Origin of the sequence: Streptomyces sp. 2-1 (assembly GCF_048564895.1) — a bacterium.
Taxonomy (GTDB): domain Bacteria; phylum Actinomycetota; class Actinomycetes; order Streptomycetales; family Streptomycetaceae; genus Streptomyces; species Streptomyces phaeochromogenes.
Genome location: NZ_CP183383.1, coordinates 9090203 through 9115712 on the forward strand (window position 1 = coordinate 9090203; position 25510 = coordinate 9115712).

At 71.5% G+C, this 25510-nt stretch carries 23 protein-coding genes and 1 pseudogene; 16 read left to right on the top strand and 8 right to left on the bottom strand.

Annotated features, from left to right (window positions below; all coding sequences use genetic code 11):
- Nucleotides 1-41: 41 nt before the first annotated feature.
- Nucleotides 42-1172: a PAS domain-containing protein gene (locus ACN20J_RS39925; protein WP_419667801.1), complete on the bottom strand. Its 1131-nt coding sequence runs from the start codon at nt 1170-1172 to the stop codon at nt 42-44.
- A 111-nt stretch (nt 1173-1283) separates the two neighbouring features.
- Here ACN20J_RS39925 and ACN20J_RS39930 point away from each other — a divergent pair, with 111 nt between their 5' ends.
- The 4 genes from ACN20J_RS39930 to ACN20J_RS39945 all read left to right on the top strand — a co-directional run bounded on the left by ACN20J_RS39930 (nt 1284) and on the right by ACN20J_RS39945 (nt 5438).
- Nucleotides 1284-2000 carry an ANTAR domain-containing response regulator gene (locus ACN20J_RS39930; RefSeq protein WP_189840937.1) on the top strand — a complete coding sequence of 239 codons (717 nt, stop codon included), beginning with the start codon at nt 1284-1286 and terminating at the stop codon, nt 1998-2000.
- A 184-nt stretch (nt 2001-2184) separates the two neighbouring features.
- The gene (locus ACN20J_RS39935; RefSeq protein ID WP_419667802.1) at nt 2185-2928 is read left to right on the top strand and encodes a hypothetical protein; all 744 of its coding nucleotides are present in this window, start codon (nt 2185-2187) and stop codon (nt 2926-2928) included.
- A 174-nt stretch (nt 2929-3102) separates the two neighbouring features.
- Nucleotides 3103-4344 (top strand): aminotransferase class I/II-fold pyridoxal phosphate-dependent enzyme, encoded by a 1242-nt coding sequence (locus ACN20J_RS39940; RefSeq protein ID WP_361990381.1) that lies wholly within the window; start codon nt 3103-3105, stop codon nt 4342-4344.
- Nucleotides 4341-5438: an MBL fold metallo-hydrolase gene (locus ACN20J_RS39945; protein WP_419667803.1), complete on the top strand. Its 1098-nt coding sequence runs from the start codon at nt 4341-4343 to the stop codon at nt 5436-5438. The genes ACN20J_RS39940 and ACN20J_RS39945 overlap by 4 nt, the downstream gene beginning before the upstream one ends.
- 13 nt (nt 5439-5451) lie before the next feature.
- Here ACN20J_RS39945 and ACN20J_RS39950 read toward each other — a convergent pair whose 3' ends face one another.
- Complete coding sequence (locus ACN20J_RS39950; protein WP_189840940.1) at nt 5452-6078, bottom strand: DedA family protein; 627 nt, start codon at nt 6076-6078, stop codon at nt 5452-5454.
- A gap of 68 nt (nt 6079-6146) precedes the next feature.
- A pseudogene (locus ACN20J_RS39955) lies at nt 6147-6914 on the bottom strand (MBL fold metallo-hydrolase); the annotation flags it as partial.
- Between the two features lie 85 nt (nt 6915-6999).
- Between ACN20J_RS39955 and ACN20J_RS39960 the strand changes: the two are divergent.
- The 7 genes from ACN20J_RS39960 (at nt 7000) to dnaK (ending at nt 16973) form a co-directional block, all read left to right on the top strand.
- The gene (locus ACN20J_RS39960) at nt 7000-7425 is read left to right on the top strand and encodes a hypothetical protein (protein ID WP_143640931.1); all 426 of its coding nucleotides are present in this window, start codon (nt 7000-7002) and stop codon (nt 7423-7425) included.
- 174 nt (nt 7426-7599) lie between these two features.
- Nucleotides 7600-9681, top strand: a complete 2082-nt coding sequence (locus tag ACN20J_RS39965; RefSeq protein WP_419667804.1) for a phage holin family protein — start codon at nt 7600-7602, stop codon at nt 9679-9681.
- Between the two features lie 124 nt (nt 9682-9805).
- Nucleotides 9806-10867: an ATP-binding protein gene (locus ACN20J_RS39970; protein WP_189840942.1), complete on the top strand. Its 1062-nt coding sequence runs from the start codon at nt 9806-9808 to the stop codon at nt 10865-10867.
- A 250-nt stretch (nt 10868-11117) separates the two neighbouring features.
- Nucleotides 11118-12923, top strand: a complete 1806-nt coding sequence (locus ACN20J_RS39975) for a DUF2201 family putative metallopeptidase (protein WP_419669041.1) — start codon at nt 11118-11120, stop codon at nt 12921-12923.
- Nucleotides 12924-12987: 64 nt separating this feature from the next.
- Nucleotides 12988-13416: an OsmC family peroxiredoxin gene (locus tag ACN20J_RS39980; protein WP_189840944.1), complete on the top strand. Its 429-nt coding sequence runs from the start codon at nt 12988-12990 to the stop codon at nt 13414-13416.
- A gap of 244 nt (nt 13417-13660) precedes the next feature.
- Nucleotides 13661-14875, top strand: coding sequence for an esterase-like activity of phytase family protein (locus ACN20J_RS39985; RefSeq protein ID WP_419667805.1), 1215 nt, complete (start codon nt 13661-13663; stop codon nt 14873-14875).
- 184 nt (nt 14876-15059) lie between these two features.
- Entirely contained in the window at nt 15060-16973 is a 1914-nt protein-coding gene (gene dnaK, locus ACN20J_RS39990; RefSeq protein ID WP_419667806.1) for a molecular chaperone DnaK, read from the top strand.
- A 242-nt stretch (nt 16974-17215) separates the two neighbouring features.
- On the opposite strand, the gene ACN20J_RS39995 is transcribed toward dnaK, so the two are convergent.
- Entirely contained in the window at nt 17216-18079 is an 864-nt protein-coding gene (locus ACN20J_RS39995) for a helix-turn-helix domain-containing protein (RefSeq protein WP_189840947.1), read from the bottom strand.
- 213 nt (nt 18080-18292) lie between these two features.
- Between ACN20J_RS39995 and ACN20J_RS40000 the strand changes: the two genes are divergently transcribed.
- Entirely contained in the window at nt 18293-18727 is a 435-nt protein-coding gene (locus ACN20J_RS40000; protein WP_419667807.1) for a hypothetical protein, read from the top strand.
- On the opposite strand, the gene ACN20J_RS40005 is transcribed toward ACN20J_RS40000, so the two are convergent.
- Nucleotides 18709-19623 carry a helix-turn-helix domain-containing protein gene (locus ACN20J_RS40005; RefSeq protein ID WP_189840949.1) on the bottom strand — a complete coding sequence of 305 codons (915 nt, stop codon included), beginning with the start codon at nt 19621-19623 and terminating at the stop codon, nt 18709-18711. The genes ACN20J_RS40000 and ACN20J_RS40005 overlap by 19 nt on opposite strands.
- Before the next feature lie 155 nt (nt 19624-19778).
- Between ACN20J_RS40005 and ACN20J_RS40010 the strand changes: the two genes are divergently transcribed.
- Both ACN20J_RS40010 and ACN20J_RS40015 read left to right on the top strand, forming a co-directional pair.
- The gene (locus ACN20J_RS40010) at nt 19779-20084 is read left to right on the top strand and encodes a 4a-hydroxytetrahydrobiopterin dehydratase (protein ID WP_189840950.1); all 306 of its coding nucleotides are present in this window, start codon (nt 19779-19781) and stop codon (nt 20082-20084) included.
- Nucleotides 20085-20092: 8 nt separating this feature from the next.
- Nucleotides 20093-20851: a class I SAM-dependent methyltransferase gene (locus ACN20J_RS40015; RefSeq protein WP_419667808.1), complete on the top strand. Its 759-nt coding sequence runs from the start codon at nt 20093-20095 to the stop codon at nt 20849-20851.
- Here the strand turns inward: ACN20J_RS40015 and ACN20J_RS40020 are convergent.
- The gene (locus tag ACN20J_RS40020) at nt 20790-21296 is read right to left on the bottom strand and encodes a hypothetical protein (protein WP_419667809.1); all 507 of its coding nucleotides are present in this window, start codon (nt 21294-21296) and stop codon (nt 20790-20792) included. The genes ACN20J_RS40015 and ACN20J_RS40020 overlap by 62 nt on opposite strands.
- Nucleotides 21293-21871 carry a hypothetical protein gene (locus ACN20J_RS40025; RefSeq protein ID WP_419667810.1) on the bottom strand — a complete coding sequence of 193 codons (579 nt, stop codon included), beginning with the start codon at nt 21869-21871 and terminating at the stop codon, nt 21293-21295. Before ACN20J_RS40025 ends, ACN20J_RS40020 begins: the two co-directional genes overlap by 4 nt.
- Before the next feature lie 63 nt (nt 21872-21934).
- On the opposite strand from ACN20J_RS40025, the gene ACN20J_RS40030 reads away from it, so the two are divergent.
- Nucleotides 21935-22924, top strand: a complete 990-nt coding sequence (locus ACN20J_RS40030; RefSeq protein ID WP_419667811.1) for a helix-turn-helix transcriptional regulator — start codon at nt 21935-21937, stop codon at nt 22922-22924.
- A 91-nt stretch (nt 22925-23015) separates the two neighbouring features.
- Nucleotides 23016-24890, top strand: a complete 1875-nt coding sequence (locus ACN20J_RS40035; protein WP_419667812.1) for a rhamnogalacturonan lyase — start codon at nt 23016-23018, stop codon at nt 24888-24890.
- 129 nt (nt 24891-25019) lie between these two features.
- On the opposite strand, the gene ACN20J_RS40040 is transcribed toward ACN20J_RS40035, so the two are convergent.
- Nucleotides 25020-25481, bottom strand: a complete 462-nt coding sequence (locus ACN20J_RS40040; RefSeq protein WP_419667813.1) for a hypothetical protein — start codon at nt 25479-25481, stop codon at nt 25020-25022.
- Nucleotides 25482-25510: the final 29 nt, after the last annotated feature.

Here is a 25510-nt window from a genome sequence, read left to right on the forward strand (position 1 = left end):
CGGGTCCGCTGTGGTTGCCCGCGCAGTTCCCCGCGCCCCTTTCAGGGGCGCCCCAAGTTGCCCAGCGTCAGGGCGATGTGACGGGACATCATGTCCATCGCCTGGGCCTCCGCCATGGAGAAGGCCAGGCGGGGGCCCGTGCGGAAGAGGGTGAGTACGCCCTGGACCGCGCCGTCGAGGGTGAGGGGGACGCAGAGGAGGGACGTGACGTTCGCGCGGACCAGGACGGGGGCGTCGGAGGCGTCGCGGCCGAAGGCGTCCGGGTCCTCGGGGCGTACCTGGAGCGCCGTGGAACCGCCGCGTGCCGCCTCGACGACGAGCGGGCACGCGGCAGGGTCCTGCGCCTCCAGGTCCTCGGCTCGTACGTCCCGTTGGTCCGCCGGTCCGAGGACGGTCGTACGGCGCAGCCGTGCGGCCCCCTCGTCGGCCACCACCCAGTCCGCGAACCGCCCGTGCAGCACCCGGGCCGCCCGCTCCAGCACCGCGGCCCGGGTCCTGGCGGGCTCGCTCAGCAGCGCCGTCGTCATCGCGTCCAGGAGATCCATCAGCGCCGCGTGCCGTGTCGTCTCGCCGAGGTCCGGCACGGGGCCCGGCCCGCCCTCGGCCGACGGCGCCCGCGCGTCGGCGGACTGGAGCACCACGAGTACGGCGGTACGCGGCTCACCGCTCGGCCGCAGCGCGGTGAGCGTCGCGCGTACGGGAACGGCCGGGCGCTGCTGGAGATGGACCGTGAGACTGCGGTCGCCGTCACCGCGCGCCACCGCCGCCGTCTGAGAGCGGAACGCGGCCCGGTCCGGGTGCGCGAGGAAGCCGGAGAACGGGCGGCCCGTCGCGTAACCCGCCCTGACACCAGTGAAGTTGGTCGCCGCGAAGTTCAGTCTGCGGACCACCGTCTCACGGTCCATCAACGCGACGGGCAGCGGCAGCCGTTGGAAGATTCCCTTCAGAAGCTGCTGCTCCTGACGGTCGGCGGAGGACGTGCCCGCCGTGCCGGTGGCCGTCAGCCGCTCGTACCACGGCCACAACTGGCCGGCCACATGGTCGAGTTCGAAGATCGCCGTGTCCAGCACGGTGGGCAGGTCGTCGTGCGGCACGGATCGTGCCGCCTTCAACTCCGCGACACGGCGCACGAAATCCGCAAGTTCCTCACCGAATTCCTCCGTCTGCGCCATCCGACGAAAGTAGCCGCTCACCCCCGCGTCCGGGGAGGCCGTTACGGGACGCCTCCATCCCGTTTTCTCCGCAGGTGACCGGGAAGGCGGAGGAAAGAGGAGGCGCGACGTATGCCGGATACGGAACATCTCGGCCCCCGGAGGGCGGCATCCCCGGAATCTGCACTTCCGGGTCGACGGCTGTCGGAACTCGCCGAGCAGGCCGTCCGCTGCACCACCGACTGCTGCGGCGCCGGCACCACGGTCTCCGACGGTGGCACGGAGCGGCCGGCCGCGGTGACCCATCCGGACCTCGCCGCCCTCGTCTCGATGCAGCTCCGCACCGGGGAGGGACCGATCCCCGCGGCACTGGAGCGCGGTGAGCCGGTCGAGTCGGGCGACCTGCTGCGCGAGGAGCGCTGGCCGCAGTACCGGGCCATGGCGCTCGACTCGGGCGTGCGCTCCAGCGTCACCATTCCCTTCCGCCGGGCGGGCCTGACGGTCACCCTCAGCCTCTACAGCTTCCGTGCGGGCGGCCTGGAGGATGCCCCGCACGGACCGGCCCGCGCCCTCGGTGATCTCGCCGCGACCTGTCTCGTCCGGGACCGCTCCTACCGCGCCGCGCTCACCGAGCTCGACCAGCTCGGCGCCGCGCTGCGCACCCGCCCGGTCGTCGACCAGGCGTGCGGCATCGTCATGCATGTGCTGGCGTGCGACGCGGACGCGGCCTTCAAGGTCCTGCGCCGCATCTCGCAGGGAACCAACCGCAAGCTGTCCGAGGTCGCCTCGGCCCTCGTGGACTCACGGGGCCGCGGCCTGGAACGGGAACTGGTCTCCCTGTCGAACTGAGACGGTACGGCGTCCGTCGGTGTCACCCGCTCGGGCGTCCCCATGGCACGAATGGTGTCCGGCCGCGCGCGCCCCGGCGGCGGCCGGGCTCTGATGGGCTGCGGGGCATGTCGGTCGTGCCCCGCCTCCGCCGCCGTCCATGGGCGTGGGGGTCCCCAGCCGCCGGCCGAAGGAGCCCGAGCCCATGCGCATGCGCCGTACCGTCCGCGCCCTGTCCGCCACCGCCCTCACCGCCGTCGCCCTGGGCACCACCGTGGCGGCGGCCGAGAACCCGGGGGCGGAGGTCAGCCCCCGTACCGTGGCTCCAGGCGGCACGGTCACCGTCTCCGTGGCCTGCGAACCGACGGGCGGACCGGCGCCCGAGACCATCGACGCCACCTCGCAGGCCTTCGAGCACGGCACCGTCCAGCTGCACAAGGCCGCGGGCGAGGAGGACGCCGCGGGCGGCCCGGCCTACAGCGGCACGGCCCGTATCGCGCCCGCCGCGAACGCCGAGGAGGGCGGGCCCGACAGGGTCGACACGGACGACGCGGTCGGAAAGGACGACGCCGCCGGCAAGGACTCCGACTGGAGCGTCGACGGCACCTGCCCGGCCGCGCCCGGTGGCCAGGGAAAGCAGTGGAGCGCGTCCTTCACGGCGTCCCGCGAGGCCTCCCGCGACGGCTCCGAGGGCTCCCGCGACGACGGTTCCCGTGAGGAGGGATCTCGTAAGGAGGAGTCTCGTGACGAGGGATCTCATGAGGAGGTACCCCGTGACGGCGGATCGCGTGACGACGGTGCCGCGGTCCAGCGCGGCGTGCACGCGGGTGAGGGAGGCGCCTTCACCGACTCCACCCTCGCCCTGGTCACGGGCGGTGTCCTCATCGCGGGCGCGGCCGGTGCCGCCGTCCACAGACTGCGCCGCCGGGAGTCGTCCTCGAAAGGCTGAGTTGGCCACGCGATCCACTGGGTACGCAGAGCCTTGGGTACTCGAAGCACAGGGGCACGACAGGCACCGTGGGAACCACGACGGACCACGGACCGGCGTCCACGGATCCGCGATCCACGGAGGCCCGGTCCACGGAACGACGGCCGGTCCACGGATCACTGCGCGGAGGCACGTATGCGGCAGACCGATCCGGAAGGCCACGGCCCCGTCCGCTACGGCCCACCGCTCCCCGGCCAGGACCTGCCGGTACCGCCCGGACTCGCCGCCGCCGCGACGGGCGCGCACACCGAACCGACCGGCGGGGGACCCGCGCTCCTGGACGCCGCCCTCGCCTACTGGGCCCGGCGCGGACTGTCCGCCGACCGCCACCGGACGGCCGCTTCGCCCGGCGCCCCCGCACTGCTCCTCGCGCTGACCGCCGCGCTCGGCGGTGATGTTCTCGTGCCGCGCCCCTGCGCGGCCTGGTGGGCGCCGCAGGCACGCCTGTTGGGCAGATCCGTCTTCCACGTGGGGACACCCGCCGAGTGCGGCGGCGTCCCGGACCCGTACGCCCTCCTGGAGACAGTGCGCCGAGTACGCGCCGAGGGCGGCGACCCGCGGCTGCTCGTCCTGTCCGTCGCCGACGACCCCACCGCCACCGTCGCGCCGCCCGAGGTGGTCCACGAGGCCATCGAGGCGGCCGTGGGTGAGGGGCTGCACGTGGTCAGCGACGAGACCTGGCGCGACACCCTGCACGAACCGCACGACACCGTGTTCCTGAGCCCCGCCGAGATGCTGCCGGAGCACGTCACGGTCCTGACCGACCTCGCCGGCCCCTTCCTGCCGCCCGGCTGGCCCGCCGCGATCGCCCGCTTCCCCGCCAACGACACCGGCACCCGGCTGCGCGACCGCGTCCTCGACGTACTGACCGCGCTCGACGCCCGGATCGCGGCCCCGGTCGCCGCGGCCGCCGCGTACGCGCTCGCCGAGCCCGACGACATCACGCACCGCCTCGCCGCGTCGGTACGCCTGCACGCGCGCGTGGCCACCGCCGCGCACCACACCCTCGTGGCCGCGGGCGCCCTCGCCCGGCCCCCGCGCGCGGGCCGCCATGTGTACGCGGACCTCGGCCCGCTGCGCCCCGCGCTCACCGCGCGCGGTGTCGGCGACGCCCAGGAACTGGAGGACTTCCTCACCGACCGCCTCGGCATGCCCGTGCCCGGCGGCCACCGCTTCGGCGACGACCTCGGCGCCCTGCGCGTACGCCTGGCCACCGGCCCGTTCCTCGGCACAACCCACGAGGAACGGACGGCGTCTCTCTCGTCACCGGAACCTCTGGAATTGCCGCATGTGGAACGCGCGTTGAGTCTGCTGGGCTCGGCACTCGCCGAACTCCGCGATGACGATGACGCTCGGCGACGGGAGTCCCCTCGATGACGCAGCAGTCCGAGTCGACCACGACCACCACGACCACGGACGCCGAAGACCCGGCGTCGACCTCCCCCCTGGCCCCGCCCCTCTCCTCCCCGCTGCCTTCGACCGCGTTCGCGCCCGCCGTCGGAACCCCGCTCGCCGAACCCCGGCCGCTCGGCGAACGCCGTGTCTGGCCCCGCTCGTTCGCGGACCGGCTGACCGCCCCGCTGCCTGGCCTGAGCGGCTTCGCGCGGTTCGCCCGCGAGGGTGCCCTGCGACCAGGGCCCGAGGGGCTCGCCGACATTCCCCGACTTCCGTACGAGCCGGGCCCGTTGCCCCGGGTGGACGCGCGCACCATCGCCGTCTCCTGGGCGGGGCACGCCAGTTGGGTGGTCCGGATCGGTGGTCTCACCGTGCTCACCGACCCGGTGTGGTCCCGCAAGATCCTCGGAACCCCCGCCCGGGTCACGCCCGTCGGCGTGGCCTGGAGCGCACTGCCGCGCATCGACGCGGTCGTCATCAGCCACAACCACTACGACCACCTGGACGCGCCGACCCTGCGCCGACTCCCGCGCGACACCCCGGTGTTCGTCCCGGCCGGGCTCGGCAGCTGGTTCAGGCGCCGCCGCTTCTCGCACGTCACCGAGCTGGACTGGTGGGAGGCGGCCGAACTGGGCGGGGTCCGCTTCGACTTCGTACCGGCCCACCACTGGTCCAAGCGCAGCCTTCACGACACCTGCCGCACCCTGTGGGGCGGCTGGGTCCTGACCGCGTCCGACGGCCGACGCGTGTACTTCGCGGGCGACACGGGATACGGCCACTGGTTCTCCCGTATCGGCGCCCGCTACCCCGGTATCGACCTCGCCCTTCTCCCCATCGGCGCGTACAACCCCCGCTGGTGGCTCAGCGACGTCCACTGCGACCCCGAGGACGCGGTCCGAGCCGCCCAGGACCTGGGCGCCCACCGCATGGCCCCCATGCACTGGGCCACCTTCGTCCTCTCGGCGGAACCGGTCCTGGAACCCCTGACCCGGGTGCGTACGGCATGGGAGAAGGCGGGCTTGGCGAGGGAGAACCTGTGGGACCTGCCGGTGGGCGCTTCAAGGGTGCTCGACTGAGGGCCCCGTCCACCTACTGCGGAGCGCCACGCAAACGTCGCCAGAGTCCGGGCGCCACGCTGATCACGACGGTCAGAACGACCACCGCCACCACACCCTCCCAGGGCTCCTTGAACAAGGAACCCCCGGCCACCCCGATGAGCTGATACGTCGCGGCCCACGCAAGGCACGCCGGGACATCCCCCCGGGCGAACCGCCGCAACGGCCACTTGGCCATCAAGCAGGCCAGCATCACCGGAATACGCCCGGCCGGCACCAGCCGCGACAACACCAGCACAGCCACGCCATGCTCGGCGAGCTTCTCCTGCGCCTGCGCCAGCCGATCCTCCGGCGCACGATCGCGTATCGCGGCCAGCCAACGCGAGCCGTTCTTCGACTTCATGCCACGGCGCCCGAGCCAGTACAGCGCGACATCCCCGAGGAACGCCGCGAACGCCGCCACCACGAAGACCAGCACCATCGAGAACGGCGCGGTCTGGTGGAACGCCACCACCGCCGCCGAACTCACCAGGGCACCCGTCGGCACGACGGGCACCAGCGCCCCGATCAGCACCAGCAGGAACAGCGACGGATAGCCGAGCGCCTGCTGGGTGGACTCGGTCGGCACGGTCGTGACCGCGGCGGCGAGCACATCCCTCACCGGGCTTCGCCCTCCCGCTCGTCGTCGCCCCGGCCGGCCGGCGCGTCCCTCGGGGATGACCGGTACCCCGCGACCCGGGGCCGCACACGCTGTCCGTGGTCCAGAAGGTGCACCGCCACCTCGGGCGCACGCTCGGCGGCCAGGCGCACGAACTCCTCGCCCGGCGCGTGGAATTCATGGGGGCGCACGGCATCCATCCCGATCGGCCAGTACGTGCCGTAGTGCACCGGCACCGCGCTCCCCGGCTGCAAGCGGGCCAGCGCCTCGGCCGCCCGCCCGGCGTCCAGGTGTCCCTCGCCCAGATACGGACCCCATCCGCCGACCGGCAGCAGCGCCACGTCGACCGGTCCGACCTCCTTGGCCATCGACTCGAAGAGGCCCGTGTCACCGGCGAAGTACGTCCGTGCCTCGCCCTCGATCACATAGCCGAGGGCGGGCGCGCGGTGCGGCCCGACCGGCAGCCGCCGCCCGTCGTGCCGCGCCGGAACGGCCTGTACGACCAGGTCACCGACCTTCGTACGGTCGCCGCTCGCCATCTCGGTGACCCGCAGATGACTGAGCCTGCGCAGCCCGGGGACGGCCCGCGGGGCGCCCTTCGGCACCAGCAGCCGGGTGCCGGGGGCGAGCCGCGCCAGCGACGGGACGTGCAGATGATCGGCGTGCAGATGGGACACCAGGGCCACGTCCGCCACCGCGGCCTCGGGCGGGGGCGGCGCGCCCCGGCGCCTGCGCAGATGCGCGAGCCGGCGCGTGAAGAGCGGGTCCGTGAGCACGCGCGCGCCCGAGTCCTCGACGGTGCAGGTGGCGTGCCCCCACCAAGTGATCTCCACCGGCACTCCTTTGCCTCCTTCGCGCGACTCCCCCCGAGCGTACGGGCAGGAGTAGGGTCGGCGACGAAACCCGGAGGTGAGGGGGGACGCCATGGGAGACACACGCCGTGCCTCCGGCATGCTTCGCGTGACGACGATCGCGAGTCTGACGCCGTTGGAGGAGCTGGAGGCGGACCCCTTCCTGGTGGACTCGCGCAGCCAGCACGCCATGTGCGCGCGCTGGGCGGCCGAACGCGGCTATGTCGTCACCCGCGAACTGCTCGTACGGGGGCTGCGGCCCGACCACTGCGCGCTCTGGGAGGACGTCGAGGCGGGCCTCGTGGACCTGTTCGTGGCGCCCAGCCGCCGGGTCCTGGAGCGGGCGCTCGCCTCCGTCGACGAGTTCACCGCCGAGTGTGCCCGCCGCGGAGTACGGGTCGAGACGGTCGGCCACGCGGAACCCGCGTACGACGCCCAGATGAAGGCCCATGTCCACCGCCGTCTGTCGATGCCGACGGCGGGCTACGACGGCCGCTGACACCTCCGGCGCTGCCGAGCCCGGGCCGAGCAGAGGCAACCCTGTGCGATGGCCCGCGGTCACCCTGTGTGTGCGTGAGGAGCAACCGTCGTGCCCTTGTGCGCCGCCGAAACGGCTTGCGTGCTTGTGACAGGGTTGGGGCAGGTCTGAGAGCGGGGTGGAGGTGGGCGTGGCGTGAGCGGCGCGAGATGGCGGCGGCTGGTGAGCGCGCTCTGGCGGAGCGTTGCCGTGTGGGCCGTGTCCACGGTCACCATGCTGGCGCTGGCCGGGATCCTGCCGGACTTCAGAATCCAGTCCGCCGACGGCGACAGCGCGACCAGGATCGCCGTCACGGCCGCACTCGGCGCCGGGGCGTTCGGCATCCTCTCCTCTGTCGTCTGGCCGCTCCTCGTCCGGGCCCTGCTCCTCGTCCCCGCACTCGTCCTCGGCCTGCTGGTCTTCTTCCTCAACGGCTCGCTCCTGTGGCTGGCCCTGCGGATCATCCCGTCGGGAGAGAGCGAGGCCGCGCCGGAGACGGCCGTGGTGGTCGCCGCGGTGATGTCGGCCGTCGCCTCCGCCACCGGCGGTGCCCTCGCCGTCCGGGACGACGACGCGTACAGGCGCAGGCTCTACCGGCTCTCCGACCGGCGGCGGGCCGAGCTGGAGCCGGGCTCCGGCCCGTCCATCCCCGGCGTGGTCTTCCTCCAGCTCGACGGCGTCGGTCACGACGTACTCCTGGAGGCGGTCGGACGCGGTCTGATGCCCACCGTCGCCGCCTGGCTCGGTGACGGCGGGGGAGCCCGCACCACCCACCGGCTCACCCCCTGGCGCACCGACTGGTCCAGCCAGACCGGCGCCAGCCAGCTGGGCATCCTGCACGGCTCCAACCACGACATCCCCGCCTTCCGCTGGTACGAGAAGGACACCCGGGAGGTCATGGTCTGCAACCGCCCCACCAGCGCCGCAGAACTCCAGCGCCGTGCCATCGCGCACACCGGCGACGGCGGTCTGCTCACCATGGACGGCGCCAGCCGGGGCAACCTCTTCAGCGGCGGCGCCGACCAGCTCGCCCTGGTGCTCTCGGTGGCCGCCAGGAGGGGCCGGAAGAACCGCTCGCGGGCCGGCTACTTCGCGTACTTCTCCGACCCCGCCAACTCCGTCCGTACCGCCATGTCCTTCGTCGCCGAGGTCGGCCGCGAGATCGGCGAGTCCACCTGGGCCCGCCTCAAGAGGCGGCGCCCGCGGGTCGGCCGCGGCGGCCTCTACCCGTTCATCCGGGCCTTCGCGACCGTCATCGAGCGGGACGTCGTAGTCGCCGCGGTGATCGGGGACATGCTCGCCGGACGCTCCTCGGTCTACGCGGACCTGGTGGCGTACGACGAGGTGGCGCACCACTCCGGCCCGCGCAGCCGCGACACGGAGAAGGTCCTGGCCCGCCTGGACCGCTCACTGGCCCTGATCGCACAGGTCGCCGAGCACGCCCCGCGCGCGTACCGAATCGTCCTGCTGTCCGACCACGGCCAGAGCCCCGGCGAGACGTTCCGTGCCCGCTACGGACTCGGCCTCGGCGAGCTGGTCCGGGCGGGCTGCGGGCTGCCCGTGCCCCGCAAGGCGCGCCGCACCCACAGCGGCGCCGAGGCCAGGTCCGCCGTACGGGCGGCGCTGCGCAGGCCCGTCGAGGAGGGCCACGAGCAGTACCGCCCCTCCAGCCGCCACTCGGAGCCGCTCGTACTGGCCTCCGGCAACCTCGGTCTCGTGTCCTTCCCGGACGTACCGCACCGGATGAGCCGCGAGGAGATCGACGCCCGCCACCCGGCCCTGCTGACCACGCTCGCCAACCACCCCGGCGTCGGCTTCGTCCTCGTGCGCAGCGAGGAGCACGGCGGCCTGGTGCTCGGCGCGAACGGCGCCGAGATCCCGCTGGACGAACTGGACGAGAACCCGGGCCCGCTCGCCGACTTCGGCCCGGGCGCCGCCGACGCCGTACGCCGCACGCACTCGTTCCCGCACACCGCGGACATCATGGTCAACTCCTCGTACGACCCGCAGGAGGGCGAAGTCCTCGCGTTCGAGGAGCAGATCGGCTCGCACGGCGGCCTCGGGGGAGCTCAGGGGCGGCCCTTCCTGATGTCGCCGCTCACGTTCTCCGCGCCCGTCGAGGACGGGGAGGAACTGGTCGGCGCCGAGCAGGTGCACCACGTACTGCGGCGCTGGCTGCGCGAGTGCGACGGCCCGCAGGTGCCCGTCGAGACCGAGCCCGAGCGGCGGGTCGCGTAGGCCCCCGCGCTTCTCAAGGGCCCCGTAAATGGGCTGCGGTGCGGGGGAGGGGCCGCGCACACTGTCCGCATCGGACATCGCGCACAGGCGCGCCCCGCTCGAACACCCACCCTGGAGCCACTGCGTGCAGGCAGCCGTCACCGTCACTCCCGCCCGGATACCTGAACTGCTGCTCGGTCTCGCGACCGTGCGGCCGGTCTTCATCTGGGGCGCCCCCGGCATCGGAAAGTCCTCCCTGGTCAGGGAGTTCGCCGAGTCACTGGGTCTTGAGTGCGTGAGTCTGCTGGGTACGCAGCTGGCGCCGGAGGACCTGATCGGCGTACCGCAGATCCGCGACGGCCGCTCGGTCTTCTGCCCGCCCGAGGCGATCGCCCGCGACGAGCCGTACTGCCTGTTCCTGGACGAGCTGAACGCGGCGACGCCGGACGTCCAGAAGGCGTTCTACTCGCTGATCCTGGACCGGCGCATCGGCAACTACGAGCTGCCGGCGGGCTCGATCGTCATCGGCGCGGGCAACCGCGCGACGGACAACGCGCTCGCCCGCCCGATCGCGTCCGCGCTGGTCAACCGGCTCGCGCACGTGCACCTCGAAGCGTCCCCGAAGGACTGGCTGGTGTGGGCCGGGGCGAACGGCATCCACCCGTGGGTGCTCGATCACCTCATCGACCGCCCCGACCACCTGTGGTCCAAGCCGCCGAAGACCGAGGAGCCCTTCTCGACGCCCCGCTCCTGGCACATGCTCTCCGACGCCCTGCACTCCTTCGGACCGACGCTCGACGAGCCCACGCTGAAGGTGATCGCACACGGCACGCTGACGCCCGCGCACGCGGTCGCCTTCTGCGGCTACGTGAAGATCGTGCGCAGCCGGTTCGGCATCGAGGCCATCATGAAGGGCGAGGCCCGCTGGCCGAACCGCGTCGAGGACCGCGACCTCCTGTACTACCTCGCGGAGTCCTTCCGGGGCCGCCTCGTCAAGGAACTCCCCGCCAGCAAGGAACACGCCTCGGCGACCGGCCGCCAGACCGCCTACCGCGCGAAGTCCCTGCTCGTGCAGCTCGCCGAGATCTCCGTCGAGGTCGCCCAGAGCGTCATCGCCGCGGACGAGGACGGCAACCCCGTACTGCCCGCCTGGTTCCTGGTGGAGGCGGCCCGCGACATGCCGCGGCTGGTGGAGGCGCGCCGGTGAGCGCGTCGCCTGGGACGGCGGGCGCGTCGAGCCGGACGACCGCGGGCGAGCCGCGCGGGGTGGTGAGTGCTCCGCGCGGGACGGGGAGCACGCCGAGCGGGACCGGCAGCGCGTCTTGCGGGATCGGGACCGGGAGCGCGCCGGCGCCGGGCGGGAAGGAGGCCGCCGGGTCCGGCCCGTCGCCGTGGCCCGCGGCCCGCTGCCGGACCTCGGTGCCCGCCCCGTCCGCCCCACGGCAGGCGGCCCCGCGATGAGCCGTACGCGCAATCAGGAGCAGCCCAAGAAGAAGGACCTGGCCGCGGAGGCGTTCGCCGAGGGGATGCGGCTCGTGCGGGCCAATCGCGCGCTGGCCGCCATCGGGTTCAGCACCTGCCGTCAGGAGGACTGCGAGGAGGCGCCGGACGACGGACTCGTGCGCGTCGACTCGGACGGCGTGCTGCACGTCCACCCCAAGCGCCGGGCCGACCCCGTCGAGTGGGCCTGGGCGGTCGCGCACAGCGCCCTGCACCTCGGCTTCGGCCATGTCACGGCGGCGACCGGCCTGCGCGCCCAGCCCGACCGGTTCGACATCGCCGCCCGCTGCGTCGTCGTCAACCGCTTCCTGCTCGGCTTCCCGATCGGCCAGACCCCGGCCGACCTGCCGATGTCGTATCCCGACGGCGACGAGGAACAGCTCGCCGCGCGCTGGCGCCGCGACGGCATCCCGCCCATGTACGAGCGCTCCGGCACGGCGGGCCCCGAGCCGGACCAGCTGCTCGTGCCGTGGGACAGCTGGCTCGGCGGCCGGCCGCCGGACTGGCAGCTCGCCTTCGCCCACGCGCTGACCCGCACGGTGGCCACCGCGATGGACATGGCGGGCGGCCGGCGCGACTCGATGCGCGGCGGTGTCACCCCGCGGCAGCCGTGGGAGCGGGCGCTGAGCTGGTTCGTCTCCTCCTACCCCCTCCTCGGTGGCATCGCGGCGGGCATCACGATCGTCGCGGACGCCGAACTGGCCCGCGCGCACGGCATCTCCGTCGCCGCGGTCGACGCGGGGGCGGCCGAGATCTACATCAACCCGCTGCTCCAACTCGACGACGAGGAATGGCGGTTCGTCCTCGCGCACGAGATGCTGCATGCCGCGCTGCGCCACGGCGACCGCTGCGGCGCCCGCGACCCGTATCTCTTCAATGTCGCCTGCGACTACGTCATCAACGCCTGGCTGGTCGAGATGCAGGTCGGCACGATGCCCGAAGGGCTGCTGTACGACCAGGAGTTGAAGGACCTCTCCGCCGAGGAGGTCTACGACCGGCTCGCCACCGACCTGCGCCGCATGCGACGGCTCGCCACCCTGCGCGGCAAGGGCGTCGGCGACATCCTCGGCGGCCCGCTCGGCTCGCCGCGCGACTACGTGGACCTCGACGAGTTCTACCGCCGAGGCCTCGCCAACGGCCTCGACATGCACCAGCAGCAGAGCCGCGGCTTCCTGCCCGGCGGACTGGTGGAGGAGATCCGCGCGCTCAGCCACCCGCCGCTGCCCTGGGACGCTCAACTCGCCCGCTGGTTCGACGAGTTCGTACCGCGCCCCGAGCCGGTACGGACCTACGCGCGCCCCGCCCGCCGCCAGGCGGCCACCCCCGACATCCCGCGCGCCGGACGCTACTTCCCGCCCGAGGAGATCGCCCGCTGCACCTTCGGCGTCGTCCTCGACACCTCCGGCTCCATGGACCGCACCCTCCTCGGCAAGGCACTGGGCGCCATCGCTTCGTACGCCGAGGCCCGTGACGTACCGGCCGCCCGGGTCGTCTTCTGCGACGCGGCCCCGCACGACGCGGGCTTCCTCCCCGTCACGGAGATCGCCGGCCGGGTACGTGTCCACGGTCGCGGCGGCACGATCCTCCAGCCCGGCATCGACCTGTTGCACCGCGCGGAGGACTTCCCGCCGGGCGCCCCGATCCTGGTCATCACGGACGGCTGGTGCGACGTCCTGCGTGTCCGGCGCGAGCACGCCTATCTGATCCCGCAGGGTTCTTCCCTGCCGTTCACCGCACGTGGGCCCGTCTTTCGCGTGCGCTGAGCCCGAGTGTGATCGGATAGTGCTACGGACCCCAAAACCGGGACCTGATCGAAAGGGAATCATCGTGGCAACCACGCGCTCCGCACACACCGTCTGGGAAGGCAACCTGCTTGAGGGCAACGGAGTTGTCAGCTTCGACTCCTCCGGCGCCATCGCCGAGCAGCCCGTGACTTGGGCGTCGCGTTCCCAGGACGCGAACGGCAAGACCAGCCCCGAGGAGCTGATCGCCGCCGCGCACTCCAGCTGCTTCTCCATGGCGTTCTCGCACGCCCTGGCCGGGGCCGGCACGCCGGCCACCAAGCTCACCACCTCCGCCGACGTCACGTTCCAGCCGGGCGAGGGCATCACGGGCATCCACCTCACGGTGGAGGGCACGGTTCCCGACATCGCGGAGGAGGCGTTCGTCGCGGCCGCCGAGGACGCCAAGAAGAACTGCCCCGTCAGCCAGGCGCTGACCGGCACGACGATCACGCTGTCGGCGAAGCTCGCCTGACCTGCGATTCTGCGCCTGGTCGGGTTGTCTGAGGCAACTCGGAGAGGTTGCCGGGCAAGCTGCTCCAACGACAGGAGCTTGCCCGGCGGCCGGACCGGGACCCGGCTGCGAGCACGACCTGACCGCGAGCGCGAGCGTGAACTCGAAGGGCGATGCCGCCCGACATCCCCGCGGCCCGCATCACCATGGTCCGCGTCGTCCTGTGTTCGGCCGCCCGTCACCCGGGCTCCCTAATGTGCGGGCCATGAAGAGACTTTCGATCACGGCCGGCGTTGTCGCGCTGACCGTCGGACTCGCGTCGCCCGCCGTGGCCGACCGCGACTCCAAGGACCACGGTCGGGCCACCACGGCCTTCGGCCAGGCCAAGCTGACCGGTTTCGCCTCGCTCCCCGCCGAGACGTTCGTCCCGAACAGCGAGCCGTCCGGCTCGGCCATCGGAGCGGGCCCGTTCAACGGCATCACCGGCCCGTTCGCGGACCAGCCCGTCCAGGGCTTCAGCGGCGCCGTCAACCGTCACGACGGCAGCTACGACGTGCTGTCCGACAACGGCTACGGCGGCAAGGCCAACAGCGCCGACTTCCTGCTGCGCGTGCACCGCGTCGAGCCGGACACGAAGACCGGCAAGGTCGAGGTCCTGGGCGGCTTCGACCTCAGCGACCCGTACCGCAAGGTGCCGTTCCCGCTCACCCGGGCCGACCGGGTACTGACCGGCGCCGACTTCGACGTCGAGTCGATCGTGCGGGCGTACGACGGCTCGTACTGGCTGGGCGACGAGTTCGGCCCGTTCCTGCTGCACTTCTCGCCGACCGGCAAGCTCCTCGAAGCCCCGATCTCCCTCGACGGAGTACAGGCGCCGGAGAACCCGTACCTGAACGGCGCCCAGCCCACCATCGGTGGCAGCAAGGGCTTCGAGGGCATGGTCCGCTCGGTCGACGGCCGTCGGCTCTACCCGCTCCTCGAAGGCACGGTCAACGGTGACACCCCCGGTGACCTGCGTTTCAGCGAGTTCGACCTGAAGAGCCGGGACTACACGGGGAAGCGTTTCACCTACCGTCTGGAGTCTCCCTCCAACGCCATCGGTGACGCCATCGCCGTCGACAGGACCCGCTTCCTGGTCATCGAGCGCGACGGCGGCCAGGGCGCCGACGCCAAGTTCAAGCGGATCTACCTCGCCGACACCCGCGACCGCAACGACGACGGGGTCATGGACAAGACCCTCGTGGCCGACCTGATGAACATCGCGAACCCGAAGGGCCTCGGCGGCTTCGGCGAGACGTTCACCTTCCCGTTCACCACGATCGAGGACGTGGTCCTCCTCGACGACCGGACGCTGGCCGTCCTGAACGACAACAACTTCCCGTTCTCCTCCGGCCGTATGCCGGGCAAGGCGGACAACAACGAGTTCATCACCATCCGGCTCTCGCAGAGCCTGAAGGCGGACAAGCGCGCGCTCCGCTAGGGCCCCGGCCCAGGCCCCGCCGCCGATGCCGCGGCCCGAACTGCTTCGGGCCGCGGCATCGGCATGTCCGGGAGCCGTCGTACGGGGGCGTCTTCCGGTTCCGTCCGGGGTACCCGCCCCATTGACAGGGAGGCACTCAAGTTTTGTGATGGTAGGCGTTAAGCCCGGGCGGAAGGGGACGGACATGGCACGTGCGGTCGGGATCGATCTCGGTACCACCAACTCGGTGGTGGCTGTTCTGGAAGGGGGTGACCCCACGGTCGTCGCCAACGCCGAGGGCGCGCGCACCACCCCCTCGGTGGTGGCTTTCGCCAAGAACAGCGAGGTCCTCGTGGGTGAGGTCGCCAAACGGCAGGCCGTGACGAACGTCGAGCGCACCGCGCGCTCCGTCAAACGCCATATGGGCGAACCGAGTTGGCGGTTCCCCGACAGCGGCACGATCGACGGCACCCGCTACCGCGCGCAGGAACTGTCCGCGCGCGTGCTCCAGAAACTGAAGCGGGACGCCGAGGCGTATCTCGGCGAGGACGTCACCGACGCGGTGATCACCGTGCCCGCCTACTTCGACGACACCCAGCGTCAGGCCACCAAGGAGGCCGGCGAGATCGCGGGCCTGAAGGTCCTGCGGATCATCAACGAACCGACGGCCGCGGCCCTCGCGTACGGACTCGACCGCGGCGAGGAGCAGACCGTCCTCGTCTTCGACCTGGGCGGCGGGACCTTCGACGTCTCGCTCCTGGAGATCGGCGACGGCGTCATCGAGGTCAAGGCCACCAACGGCGACACCCAACTGGGCGGCGACGACTGGGACCACCGGATCGTCGAGCACCTCGTCAAACGCTTCAAGGGCTCGTACGGCATCGACCTCGGCCAGGACAAGATGGCGCTCCAGCGGCTGCGCGAGGGCGCGGAGAAGGCCAAGATCGAGCTGTCCTCGTCCACCGAGACGTCCATCAACCTGCCCTACATCACCGCCTCCGCCGAGGGCCCGCTGCACCTCGACGAGAAACTGACGCGCGCTCAGTTCCAGGAGCTCACCGCCGACTTGCTCGACCGCTGCAAGAACCCCTTCCACCAGGCGGTCAAGGACGCGGGCGTGAAGCTCTCCGCGGTCGACCACGTCATCCTCGTCGGCGGCTCCACCCGGATGCCCGCGGTGACCGAGCTGGTGAAGGAACTCACCGGCAAGGACCCGCACAAGGGCGTCAACCCGGACGAGGTCGTGGCCCTCGGCGCGGCCCTCCAGGCGGGCGTCATCCGCGGCGACGTGAAGGACGTCCTGCTCCTCGACGTCACCCCGCTGTCCCTGGGCATCGAGACCAAGGGCGGCATCATGACGAAGCTCATCGAGCGCAACACGACCATTCCCACGAGGCGTTCGGAGATCTTCACCACCGCCACGGACAACCAGCCCTCGGTCGGCATCCAGGTCTTCCAGGGCGAGCGTGAGATCGCCGCCTACAACAAGAAGTTGGGCGTCTTCGACCTCACCGGGCTGCCGCCCTCGCCCCGCGGGGTCCCGCAGATCGAGGTCGCCTTCGACATCGACGCCAACGGCATCATGCACGTCTCGGCGAAGGACCTCGCGACCGGCCGCGAACAGAAGATGACCGTCACGGGCGGCTCGGCGCTCCCCAAGGACGACATCGACCGCATGATGCGCGAGGCCGAGCAGTACGCCGACGAGGACCGCGGGCGCCGCGAGGCCGCGGAGACCCGCAACCAGGCCGAGCAACTCGTGTACCAGACCGAGAAGTTCATCCGCGAGAACGAAGAGCGCATCCCGTCCGACGACACGAAGACCGAGGTCGAGTCCGCGATCGCCGAACTGAAGGCCCTCCTGGAACAACGGGAGACCACGGACACGAACACCCTGCGCACCGGCGTCGAGAAACTGGCCACCGTCAGCCAGAAGATGGGCCAGGCCATGTACGCCCAGGCCCAGCAGTCACCCCCACAGGACCAGCCCCCCACCGAACAGCCCCCACCGAACGACGAGGAGGGCGTGGTCGACGCGGAAATCGTCGACGACGAGAAGGACCCCAACGAGAACAAGCCGAGCGAGCCCGGCAACACCACCAAGGACAACCCAACCTGAGGGGTCCACCCCCACCAGCCCCCCCCAGGGGCGCGGGGAACCGCGCACGAAGCCACGGACGGCCGTCACCTAACAACCAACGGCAGCCCCAACCCCCCTCAGGGGCGCGGGGAACTGCGCACGAAGCCACGGACGGCCGTCCCCCAACAACCAACGGCAACCCCCACCCCCTAGGGGCGCGGGGAACTGCGCAACCACCCCACGACGGCCGTCACCCAACAACCAACAACGAGCCGAACACCCTAGAAATCGGCCCGCCGGGCCCGAATCAACTCCGCGGTCCGCCGCGCACCGGCCGCCCCGGTGGTCATATGGTCCAGCACCTCCAAGTGCGCGGCCACCTCGTTGCGGGAGTCGAGATACAGCGCCCCGGTCAGATACTCGGTGTAAACCATGTCGGGAAGCTCCGGCTCCGCGAAGCGGAACAGCACGAACGGCGCGTACGTCCCCGGATGCGGCCCGGCCGCGAACTCGGCGATCTGCAGGGTGATGTGGTCGTTCTCGACGGCCTCCAGCAGATGGTCGAGCTGGTCGGCCATCACCTCGGAGCGGATACTGACCGGCCGCCGCAGGACCGTTTCCTCCATGATCACCCAGAGGTGCGGCGGCCGGTCCCCGGTCAGCAGCTTCTGCCGGGCCATCCGCAGGGACACATGGCGCTCGATCTCCTCGGGCCCGGTCTGCCCGACCGTGCCGGCCTCAAGGACCGCACGCGCGTAGTCCTCGGTCTGCAGCAGCCCGGGCACGAAGTGCGGCTCGTACGACCGGATGATCGAGGCCGCGCCCTCCAGGCTCACATGCATGCTGAACCAGTCAGGCAGGACGTCGTGGAAGCGCTGCCACCAGCCCGGCTGGTTCGCCTCCTCGGTCAGCCGGACGAACGCCGCGATCTCCTCGTCGGGCACGCCGTACGTCGACAGGAGCACCTGGACGTACGGAATCTTCAGCGAGACCTCGGCCATCTCCATGCGGCGGATGGTCGCGCCCGTGACCCGCAGGATCCGCGCGGCCTCGTCCCGTCTCAGACCGGACGCCTCGCGCAACTCCTGCAGCCGTCTACCCAGCACCACCTGCCCCACGGTCGGCGCAGGACGCCTTTCACTCACGCCACGCCTCCCCAAGCGCCGAGCATGGCCAGAAGTGTGCCATGTTCCCGCTCAACCCTCACCTGATCCGGAGCGTTGTCATTACCTCAGCGGTAATCGACCGTCACCCGGGGCGCACGTCATGGTGGATGTACCGGTTTCCGGGCCGGCGCACTCCGGTCCGGGAACCGGGTCCCACTATTCCGCCATGACCTCGACGGAGGGTGATCCGCCATGTCCGCAACCCAGTTCGCCACCCTGGCCCGCACCACCGAGCCGCAGACCATGCTCCGCCGCTTCCTGGCGCTCGACGCGGCGGTGACCGGCGTGAACGGCGTCGCCTACCTCGCCGCGTCCGGACCGCTGGGGCGGCTGCTCGACATCGACTCAGGGCTGTTGCTGGCCCTCGGCCTGGTTCTCACGGTGTACGCGGCGGGCGTCGCCTGGCTGTCCTCGCGCCGACAGCCGCCGGTCCTCCCGGTACGGGCCGTGATCGAGATCAACCTCGCCTGGGCGGTGTTGAGTTTCGTCGCGCTCGCCGTCTGGCTGTCGCCGAGCACCGCGGGAGCGGTGTGGATTCCCTTGCAGGCACTGACCGTTGCGGGATTCGCGCTGGCGCAGTACGTGGCGCTGCGAGCGCTGACTGTCCCTCAGGACATCAGCGACTGAAGGTACTTGACCGTCGCAGGGTCGGCCGGGAGCAGTGTCTCGATGGCCAGCTCGGCGACGGTCACGTCCATGGGCGTGTTGAACGTCGAGATGGACGAGATGAAGGACAGCACCCGTCCGTCGTGCTCGATCTGCATCGGCAGGGCGAAGTAGGGGACGGCCTCCCCGGGCCCCTCGTCGCTCTCGTTACCGCTTCCGTTATCGCTCTCGTTCTCGCTCCTGGGAGAGCCCTCGGCGGGACACGGATACGCCGCCACCTCCTCGTACAGCGCACGCAGCGGCTCGGAACGGCGCAGGGCGATGTCGCGCTCCATCTGGGCCAGCAGATGGCCGCGCCACTCCCGCAGATTGCGGATCCTCGGTGCCAGACCCTCCGGGTGCAGTGTCAGCCGCATCGCGTTCAGCGGCGGGGCGAGGAGGTGTTCGGGCACGGTGTCGAGCAGCATGGCGATGCCCCGGTTGGCGGCGACCACGTTGTACGTCGCGTCCACCACGAACGCCGGATAGGGCTCGTAGCCCTGGATCAGCCGCTCCACGCCCTCGCGCAACGCGTCCAGCGCCGGATCGTCGAGCGGCGTCTCGGGATAGCGGGGCGCGTAACCGGCCGCCAGCAGAAGGGCGTTGCGGTCCCGCACGGGTACGTCCAGGTGCTCGGCCAGCCGCAGCACCATCTCCTCGCTCGGGCGGGAGCGGCCCGTCTCGACGAAGCTGATGTGCCGCGCCGACGACCCGGCCCGCAGGGCCAGCTCCAGCTGGCTGACCCGACGCTGCTCCCGCCAGCCGCGCAGCAGCGGACCGACACCTTTGTCGACCGCGGAGGCGCCGGTGGACGTGGCAGCGGACGTGGGAGTGGACCTGGCAGCGGACGGGGAGGCGGACGCGGCGGCGGCGGTCATGCACCGACCGTAGTCGATCCGCACCCCGGGAGTCGATGAGCCGCCGAGCGGCCGAATGCCTACCCCGCCCTTGCGCCGGACGCGCCTGACCAGGGACGGGACGCCCGGACTGTGGCACGCTGAAGAGATCCGGACGTCATGGAAGGAGCGCGATCATGCCCCCTGCACCGCTGTCGCAGAAGGAGATCGAGGACCGGCTCGCGGAGCTGCCAGGCTGGTCCCTGGACGGAGACCGGATCGCCCGCTCCTACCAGCTCGGCTCGCACTTCGCGGCGGCCGCGCTGGTCGTGCACATCGCCCAGGTGCAGGACGAGCTGGACCACCACTCCGACCTCACGCTCGGTTACCACACGGTCTCCCTCACCGTGAACACGCACAGCGTGGGCGGAGCCGTCACCGAGCTGGACTTCGACCTGGCCCGCCGGGTCGAGGACCTCGCCGCCGGGCACGGCGCGCATTGAGCCCGCTGGTGTTCGACTACGACAAGGAAGCCGAGCGGTACGACGTGTCCCGCGGCGGCGAAGCCCGTGCCGCCGCGGCAGCGAGTGCCGTACTCGGACTGATCCCCGAGGGCACGGGCAACCTCCTGGACATCGCCTGCGGCACCGGAATCGTGACGCGCAGGCTCGCGGCGGCCGGTCTCGATGTGGCGGGCGCCGACGCGGCGTACGGCATGCTGCGGCGGGCCGCCGAGCGCGTACCCGGCCGTGTGGTCCTCGCGGACACCCGCCAACTCCCTTTTCCCGACGCCTCGTTCGGTGCCGTAACGGCCGTCTGGCTGTTGCATCTGCTGGACGACGCGGAGCGGGTCGTCGCCGAGGCGGCCCGGGTGCTGCGGCCCGGCGGTGTCTTCGTCACGACCGTCGACAAGGCCGCCTCGCACGACGTCCGCAGCGACATCGACGCGGTGATGGCCCCGCGCCCGCGCCGCGCGGCCCGGGACCGCGACGACCTCGTGGGGTCCTTCGCCGCCCGGCACGCCCTGATCCCGGCGGGCCGGGCGTGCTTCCGAGGCTACGGCCAGGGCCGGGCTCCGGCACGGGCCGCCGCCGACGTACGGCGCGGCTGGTACACGCTGCTGCCCCCGGGCGCGCCCCTCACCGAGAAGCTCGCGCAACGCCTGGAACAGTTACCGGACCAGCAAGTCCCGCGCCCTGACCCGAAGTTCAAGCTGCGGGCGTTCCGAAAGCCGGGGCAGCACCTCGGCCCGCCGCGTGCCGGCGCGTGAAGTCCATGACCCAGTTGGTCACCCACGTCTTCTCGCCGTCCACGGAGAACGCCTGCTCCCAGCGGGCCGTGGTCGCCGAGATCCCCGACCACACGTACCGGACACGCACGTCCTTGCCGTCGTGTGTGTCGTCGCCGTAGAACTCGCCCCGCCCGTCCGTGAATCGGCCGATCACGGGCGGGAACAGCCGGCCGCTGCGACTGCTGGACCAGTTCAGCGACCACTGCCCGGTCTCCCGGTCGCGCAGCCGCAGGGTCAGCCCCTTCCACCCCTGGCCGGGCACCTCCATCTCGTCGATGTTGCCTGCCCCGTCGAACAGGCTCCAGCAGCGATTCGTGGCCGGGAACTCCTCCCAGCCGCTCCCGGCGTCCAGGAAGTCGGTGCGGCGGCGGTGGGCCACGTCCCACTCGCCGACGAAGAAGTCGAAGTCGTGCGGCGTGCTCATGAACGGTCTCCAGTCGTGCCCTCGGACAGGCAGTCGGCCATGTAGGCGTCGAGGTCGGGGGCGTCGGGCGCGAGCATGTGCCGTACCCAGGCGTCGCGTTCGTGCAGGATCGGCGGCAGCTCCCAGACACAGCCGATCCACGGCAGGTCGGGCGCGATGAAGTGCGTCGGGTCCCGGTCCGGACAGCCGAGCACCGGCTGACCCGCCGAGGCACCCTTGAAGTGCAGGACGTTGTCCCACACCCAGCTGTACGCGTTCAGATAGGCACCGTCGTCGGCGCCCCGGTGCAGCACGACGAACGTCGCGGGCGGCGTGCCGTCCGCTTCCGGCAGCAGCTTGGGCAGCATCGCGTACGCCGCCTCCTGCACGTCGGGCGCGATCCCCGCGGGGTCGGCGGTCACGTGGTAGCGCTTGATCCGCCGCCCTGCCACCTCGATGGGCGGCGGCACGGTCAGCAGCTTCTCCGCGAAGTTCTTCGAGGTCACGGAGGTCACGGAGGTCAGGGAGGCCGCGGAGGTCTCGGAGGCCTTGGAGCCCTTGGGGGTCGCGGAGGTCTTGGAGGTCTTGGAAGCCATGAAGAGGACGCTATGGCCGCTTCACTGACATCTCCTGTCAGTGAAGCCTGGCATTCTGGGGAGGTGAAATCAGCCCGCCTCGTCTCGATCCTCCTGCTCCTCCAGACCCGGGGCCGGATGACCGCCGCCGACCTCGCCGAGGAGCTGGAGGTCTCGGTGCGCACGGTCTACCGGGACGTCGAGGCACTGAGCGAGGCAGGCGTCCCGCTGTACGGCGACGCGGGACACGCGGGCGGTTACCGCCTGCTCGACGGCTACCGCACCCGGCTGACCGGCCTCACCGCGGGCGAGGCGGAGGCCCTGTTCCTCGCGGGCGCGCCCGGACCCGCCGCCGAGCTGGGCCTCGGCCCGGTCCTCGCCGCCGCCCAGCTCAAGGTGCGCGCCGCCCTCCCACGCGAGCTGCGCGAGCACGCCGACCGCATCAGTGGCCGCTTCCACCTGGACGCACCCGGCTGGTACGCCGACACCGACAGCGGGGGAGCCCCGTACCTCCCCGCCGTCGCCGACGCGGTCTGGAACAGCCGCGTTCTGAACGTCCTGTACCGCCGCTGGCGCGAGCCCACCGACGTGGAACGCCGCCTCGAACCGTACGGCCTCGTCCTCAAGGCGGGCCGTTGGTACGTCGTCGCGGGGCCCGGACCGCGTACGTTCCGGGTCGACCAGATCCTCGAACTGGCCGCGTCCGGCGAGGAGTTCACCCGCCCCGACGACTTCGACCTCGCCGCGTACTGGACGTCGTACCAGCGGGACTTCCACGACCGGCTGCATCGGGGCGAGGCGGTGATCCGGCTCGCCCCGGGAGCCCGTCTCACCGGACCGGCGGGTGACGCTGTACGGGCCAACGGCCGTACGGACAAGGACGGTTGGACCCAAGTCACCGTCCCCATCGAGTCCGTCGACCACGCACACGGCGAGTTCCTCCGCCTCGGCACGGACGTCGAGGTACTGGAACCGGCCGAGTTGCGCGACCGCATCGCCGGGACGGTCGCCGCACTGTCCCGCACGTACGACGTATCCCGCACGTACAAGGCAACCCCCACGCAGGACGTATAGAGAGCGCTTGCCGAATCGCGGCAACTCCCGTGCCCCCAGCGGCAACTGAGGTAGCAGAACCCGTCTGCCCCCTCTCAGGAGGTACGTCACCGTGCAGCACCCGCAACGCAGACGCAGCAGCAGGACCAGGCTTCTCCTCACCACCGTCGTCGCAGGCGCCCTCGCCGCCGCAGGTCTCACCTCGCTCACCGCGACTCCGGCGCATGCCGCGACCGCGCGCCAGGTCGAGAAGCTGGACCGGGGTGTGGTCAGCGTCCACACCGATGCCGGCAACCTCGTCACCTGGCGCTGGCTCGGCACCGACCCGAACGACGTGTCGTTCAACGTCTACCGGGCGGGTACGAAGGTCAACTCGACCCCGGTCACCGGCTCGACGAACTACTTCCACGCGGGCGCGCCCTCCCAGGCCGACTACACGGTCCGCGCGATCGTGGGCGGCGTCGAGCAGGGCGACTCGGTGCACGCGATCCAGTTCCGTACCGGATACAAGGACGTACCCATCAGCCCGCCCGCCGGTGGCACGACCCCCGACGGCGTCGCGTACACCTACGAGGCCAACGACGCCTCGGTCGGCGACCTCGACGGCGACGGCGCGCTCGACTTCGTCCTCAAGTGGCAGCCCACCAACGCCAAGGACAACTCCCAGTCCGGCTACACCGGCAACACGATCATCGACGGCGTCAAGCTCGACGGCACCCGGCTGTGGCGCATCGACCTGGGGCGCAACATCCGCTCGGGCGCGCACTACACCCAGTTCCAGGTGTACGACTACGACGGCGACGGCAAGGCCGAGGTGGCCGCGAAGACCGCCGACGCCACGGTCGACGGAACGGGCGCGGTCATCGGCAGCTCCTCCGCCGACCACCGCAACTCCAGCGGATACGTTCTCGCCGGACCCGAGTACCTGACCATGTTCAACGGCCAGACGGGCAGGGCGATGCAGAGCGTCGACTACGTCCCGGCGCGCGGCACGGTCTCGTCGTGGGGCGACTCGTACGGCAACCGTGTGGACCGCTTCCTCGCCGGTACCGCCTATCTGGACGGCGCCCGGCCCTCGCTCATCATGGCCCGCGGCTACTACACGCGTTCGGTGATCGCGGCCTGGGACTGGCGCAACGGGGCGTTCACGCGGCGCTGGACCTTCGACACCAACTCCTCGACCAACACCGGCAAGGGCTTCGACGGCCAGGGCTCGCACAGCCTCTCCGTCGGCGACGTCGACAACGACGGCAAGGACGAGATCGTCTACGGGGCGATGGCCGTCGACGACAACGGCAACGGCCTGTGGACCACGAGGACCGGCCACGGCGACGCCCAGCACCTGGGTGACCTGGACCCGGGGACGTCGGGCCTTGAGTACTTCAAGGTCTCCGAATCCACCTCCCAGCCCGCCGAGTTGTACATCAACCCCGCCAACGGCGCGATCCGCTGGCAGCTCGCCGCCTGCTGCGACAACGGCCGGGGAGTGGCGGGGGACATCTACGCCGGCAACGACGGCGCCGAGATGTGGTCCGCCTCCGACACGAACATCCGCGACGAGTCCGGCGCAACCAAAGGCCGCGAGCCGTCCTCCGTCAACTTCCTGTCCTGGTGGGACGGAGACACCACCCGCGAACTCCTGGACGCCACCCGCATCGACAAGTACGGCACATCCGGCGAGACCCGCCTGCTGACCGGCGCCTCGGTCCACTCCAACAACGGCACGAAGGCGACCCCGGCGCTGTCCGGCGACCTCTTCGGCGACTGGCGCGAGGAGGTCGTCTGGGCCACCAGCGACAACACGGCCCTGCGCATCTACTCCACCCCGAACGAGACCACCACGAAGATCACGACCCTCCTCCACGACCCGATGTACCGCACGGGCATCGCGTGGCAGAACACCGCCTACAACCAGCCCCCGCACCCGAGCTTCTTCATCGGCAACGGCATGCCGACGGCCCCCAGGCCGACGGTCTACACGCCGTGACCTGCTGAAACGGGTTCCGGTGGTGAGATGAGGGGCGGCCATCCGAGCTCGTGGGGTGGCCGCCACTCTCTTGAGCCGCCAAAGCTGGGGAGCGTTCGGGGAGATCTGTTTCAGATCGCGTACCGCCCGTCAGCCGACCTTCTTCCACGTCTGGCATCCGGTGGACTGGAACGCCCCGTCGCTGCTGGAGATGGTGACCGTGGTGGGGCCCTTGACGTTGCCGTTGGTGATGATGTCCTCGAAGTCGCCCGACGTGCCCTTCAGCCGCGCCCAGTAGCAGTTCGGGATCACCGAATCCTCGGCGCCCGCCGTCTTGTAGGTGCCTGCCTTGATGTCGTCTCCGACGACGAAGGTTCCGTCGCCGGGGATGGTGGCGACCTTCGGCGCGGGCTTCTTCGACGGCTTCGCCGTGACGGTCTCCGTTTCGGTGACCGTGACCTCCGGTGCCGGTTCGGCGTCGGCTTTCAGCTCGGCGGGGCTGGCGGTCACGGTGACGGTCGGCCGCGCGGACGCCCCCTTGCCGGAGTCCTCCCCGCCGGACGCTCCGATGCCGGCCCCGACGAGCAATAGGACGAATGCCGCGGGGATCACGCTGCGCTTGCGCGCCCACCTGAACCAAG

Coding starts and splice junctions, on each gene's coding strand:
- ACN20J_RS39925 (WP_419667801.1), bottom strand. CDS start 1,172: ATGGCGCAGACGGAGGAATTCGGTGAGGAACTTGCGGATTTCGTGCGC.
- ACN20J_RS39930 (WP_189840937.1), top strand. CDS start 1,284: ATGCCGGATACGGAACATCTCGGCCCCCGGAGGGCGGCATCCCCGGAA.
- ACN20J_RS39935 (WP_419667802.1), top strand. CDS start 2,185: ATGCGCATGCGCCGTACCGTCCGCGCCCTGTCCGCCACCGCCCTCACC.
- ACN20J_RS39940 (WP_361990381.1), top strand. CDS start 3,103: ATGCGGCAGACCGATCCGGAAGGCCACGGCCCCGTCCGCTACGGCCCA.
- ACN20J_RS39945 (WP_419667803.1), top strand. CDS start 4,341: ATGACGCAGCAGTCCGAGTCGACCACGACCACCACGACCACGGACGCC.
- ACN20J_RS39960 (WP_143640931.1), top strand. CDS start 7,000: ATGGGAGACACACGCCGTGCCTCCGGCATGCTTCGCGTGACGACGATC.
- ACN20J_RS39975 (WP_419669041.1), top strand. CDS start 11,118: ATGAGCCGTACGCGCAATCAGGAGCAGCCCAAGAAGAAGGACCTGGCC.
- ACN20J_RS39985 (WP_419667805.1), top strand. CDS start 13,661: ATGAAGAGACTTTCGATCACGGCCGGCGTTGTCGCGCTGACCGTCGGA.
- dnaK (WP_419667806.1), top strand. CDS start 15,060: ATGGCACGTGCGGTCGGGATCGATCTCGGTACCACCAACTCGGTGGTG.
- ACN20J_RS40000 (WP_419667807.1), top strand. CDS start 18,293: ATGTCCGCAACCCAGTTCGCCACCCTGGCCCGCACCACCGAGCCGCAG.
- ACN20J_RS40005 (WP_189840949.1), bottom strand. CDS start 19,623: ATGACCGCCGCCGCCGCGTCCGCCTCCCCGTCCGCTGCCAGGTCCACT.
- ACN20J_RS40010 (WP_189840950.1), top strand. CDS start 19,779: ATGCCCCCTGCACCGCTGTCGCAGAAGGAGATCGAGGACCGGCTCGCG.
- ACN20J_RS40020 (WP_419667809.1), bottom strand. CDS start 21,296: ATGAGCACGCCGCACGACTTCGACTTCTTCGTCGGCGAGTGGGACGTG.
- ACN20J_RS40025 (WP_419667810.1), bottom strand. CDS start 21,871: ATGGCTTCCAAGACCTCCAAGACCTCCGCGACCCCCAAGGGCTCCAAG.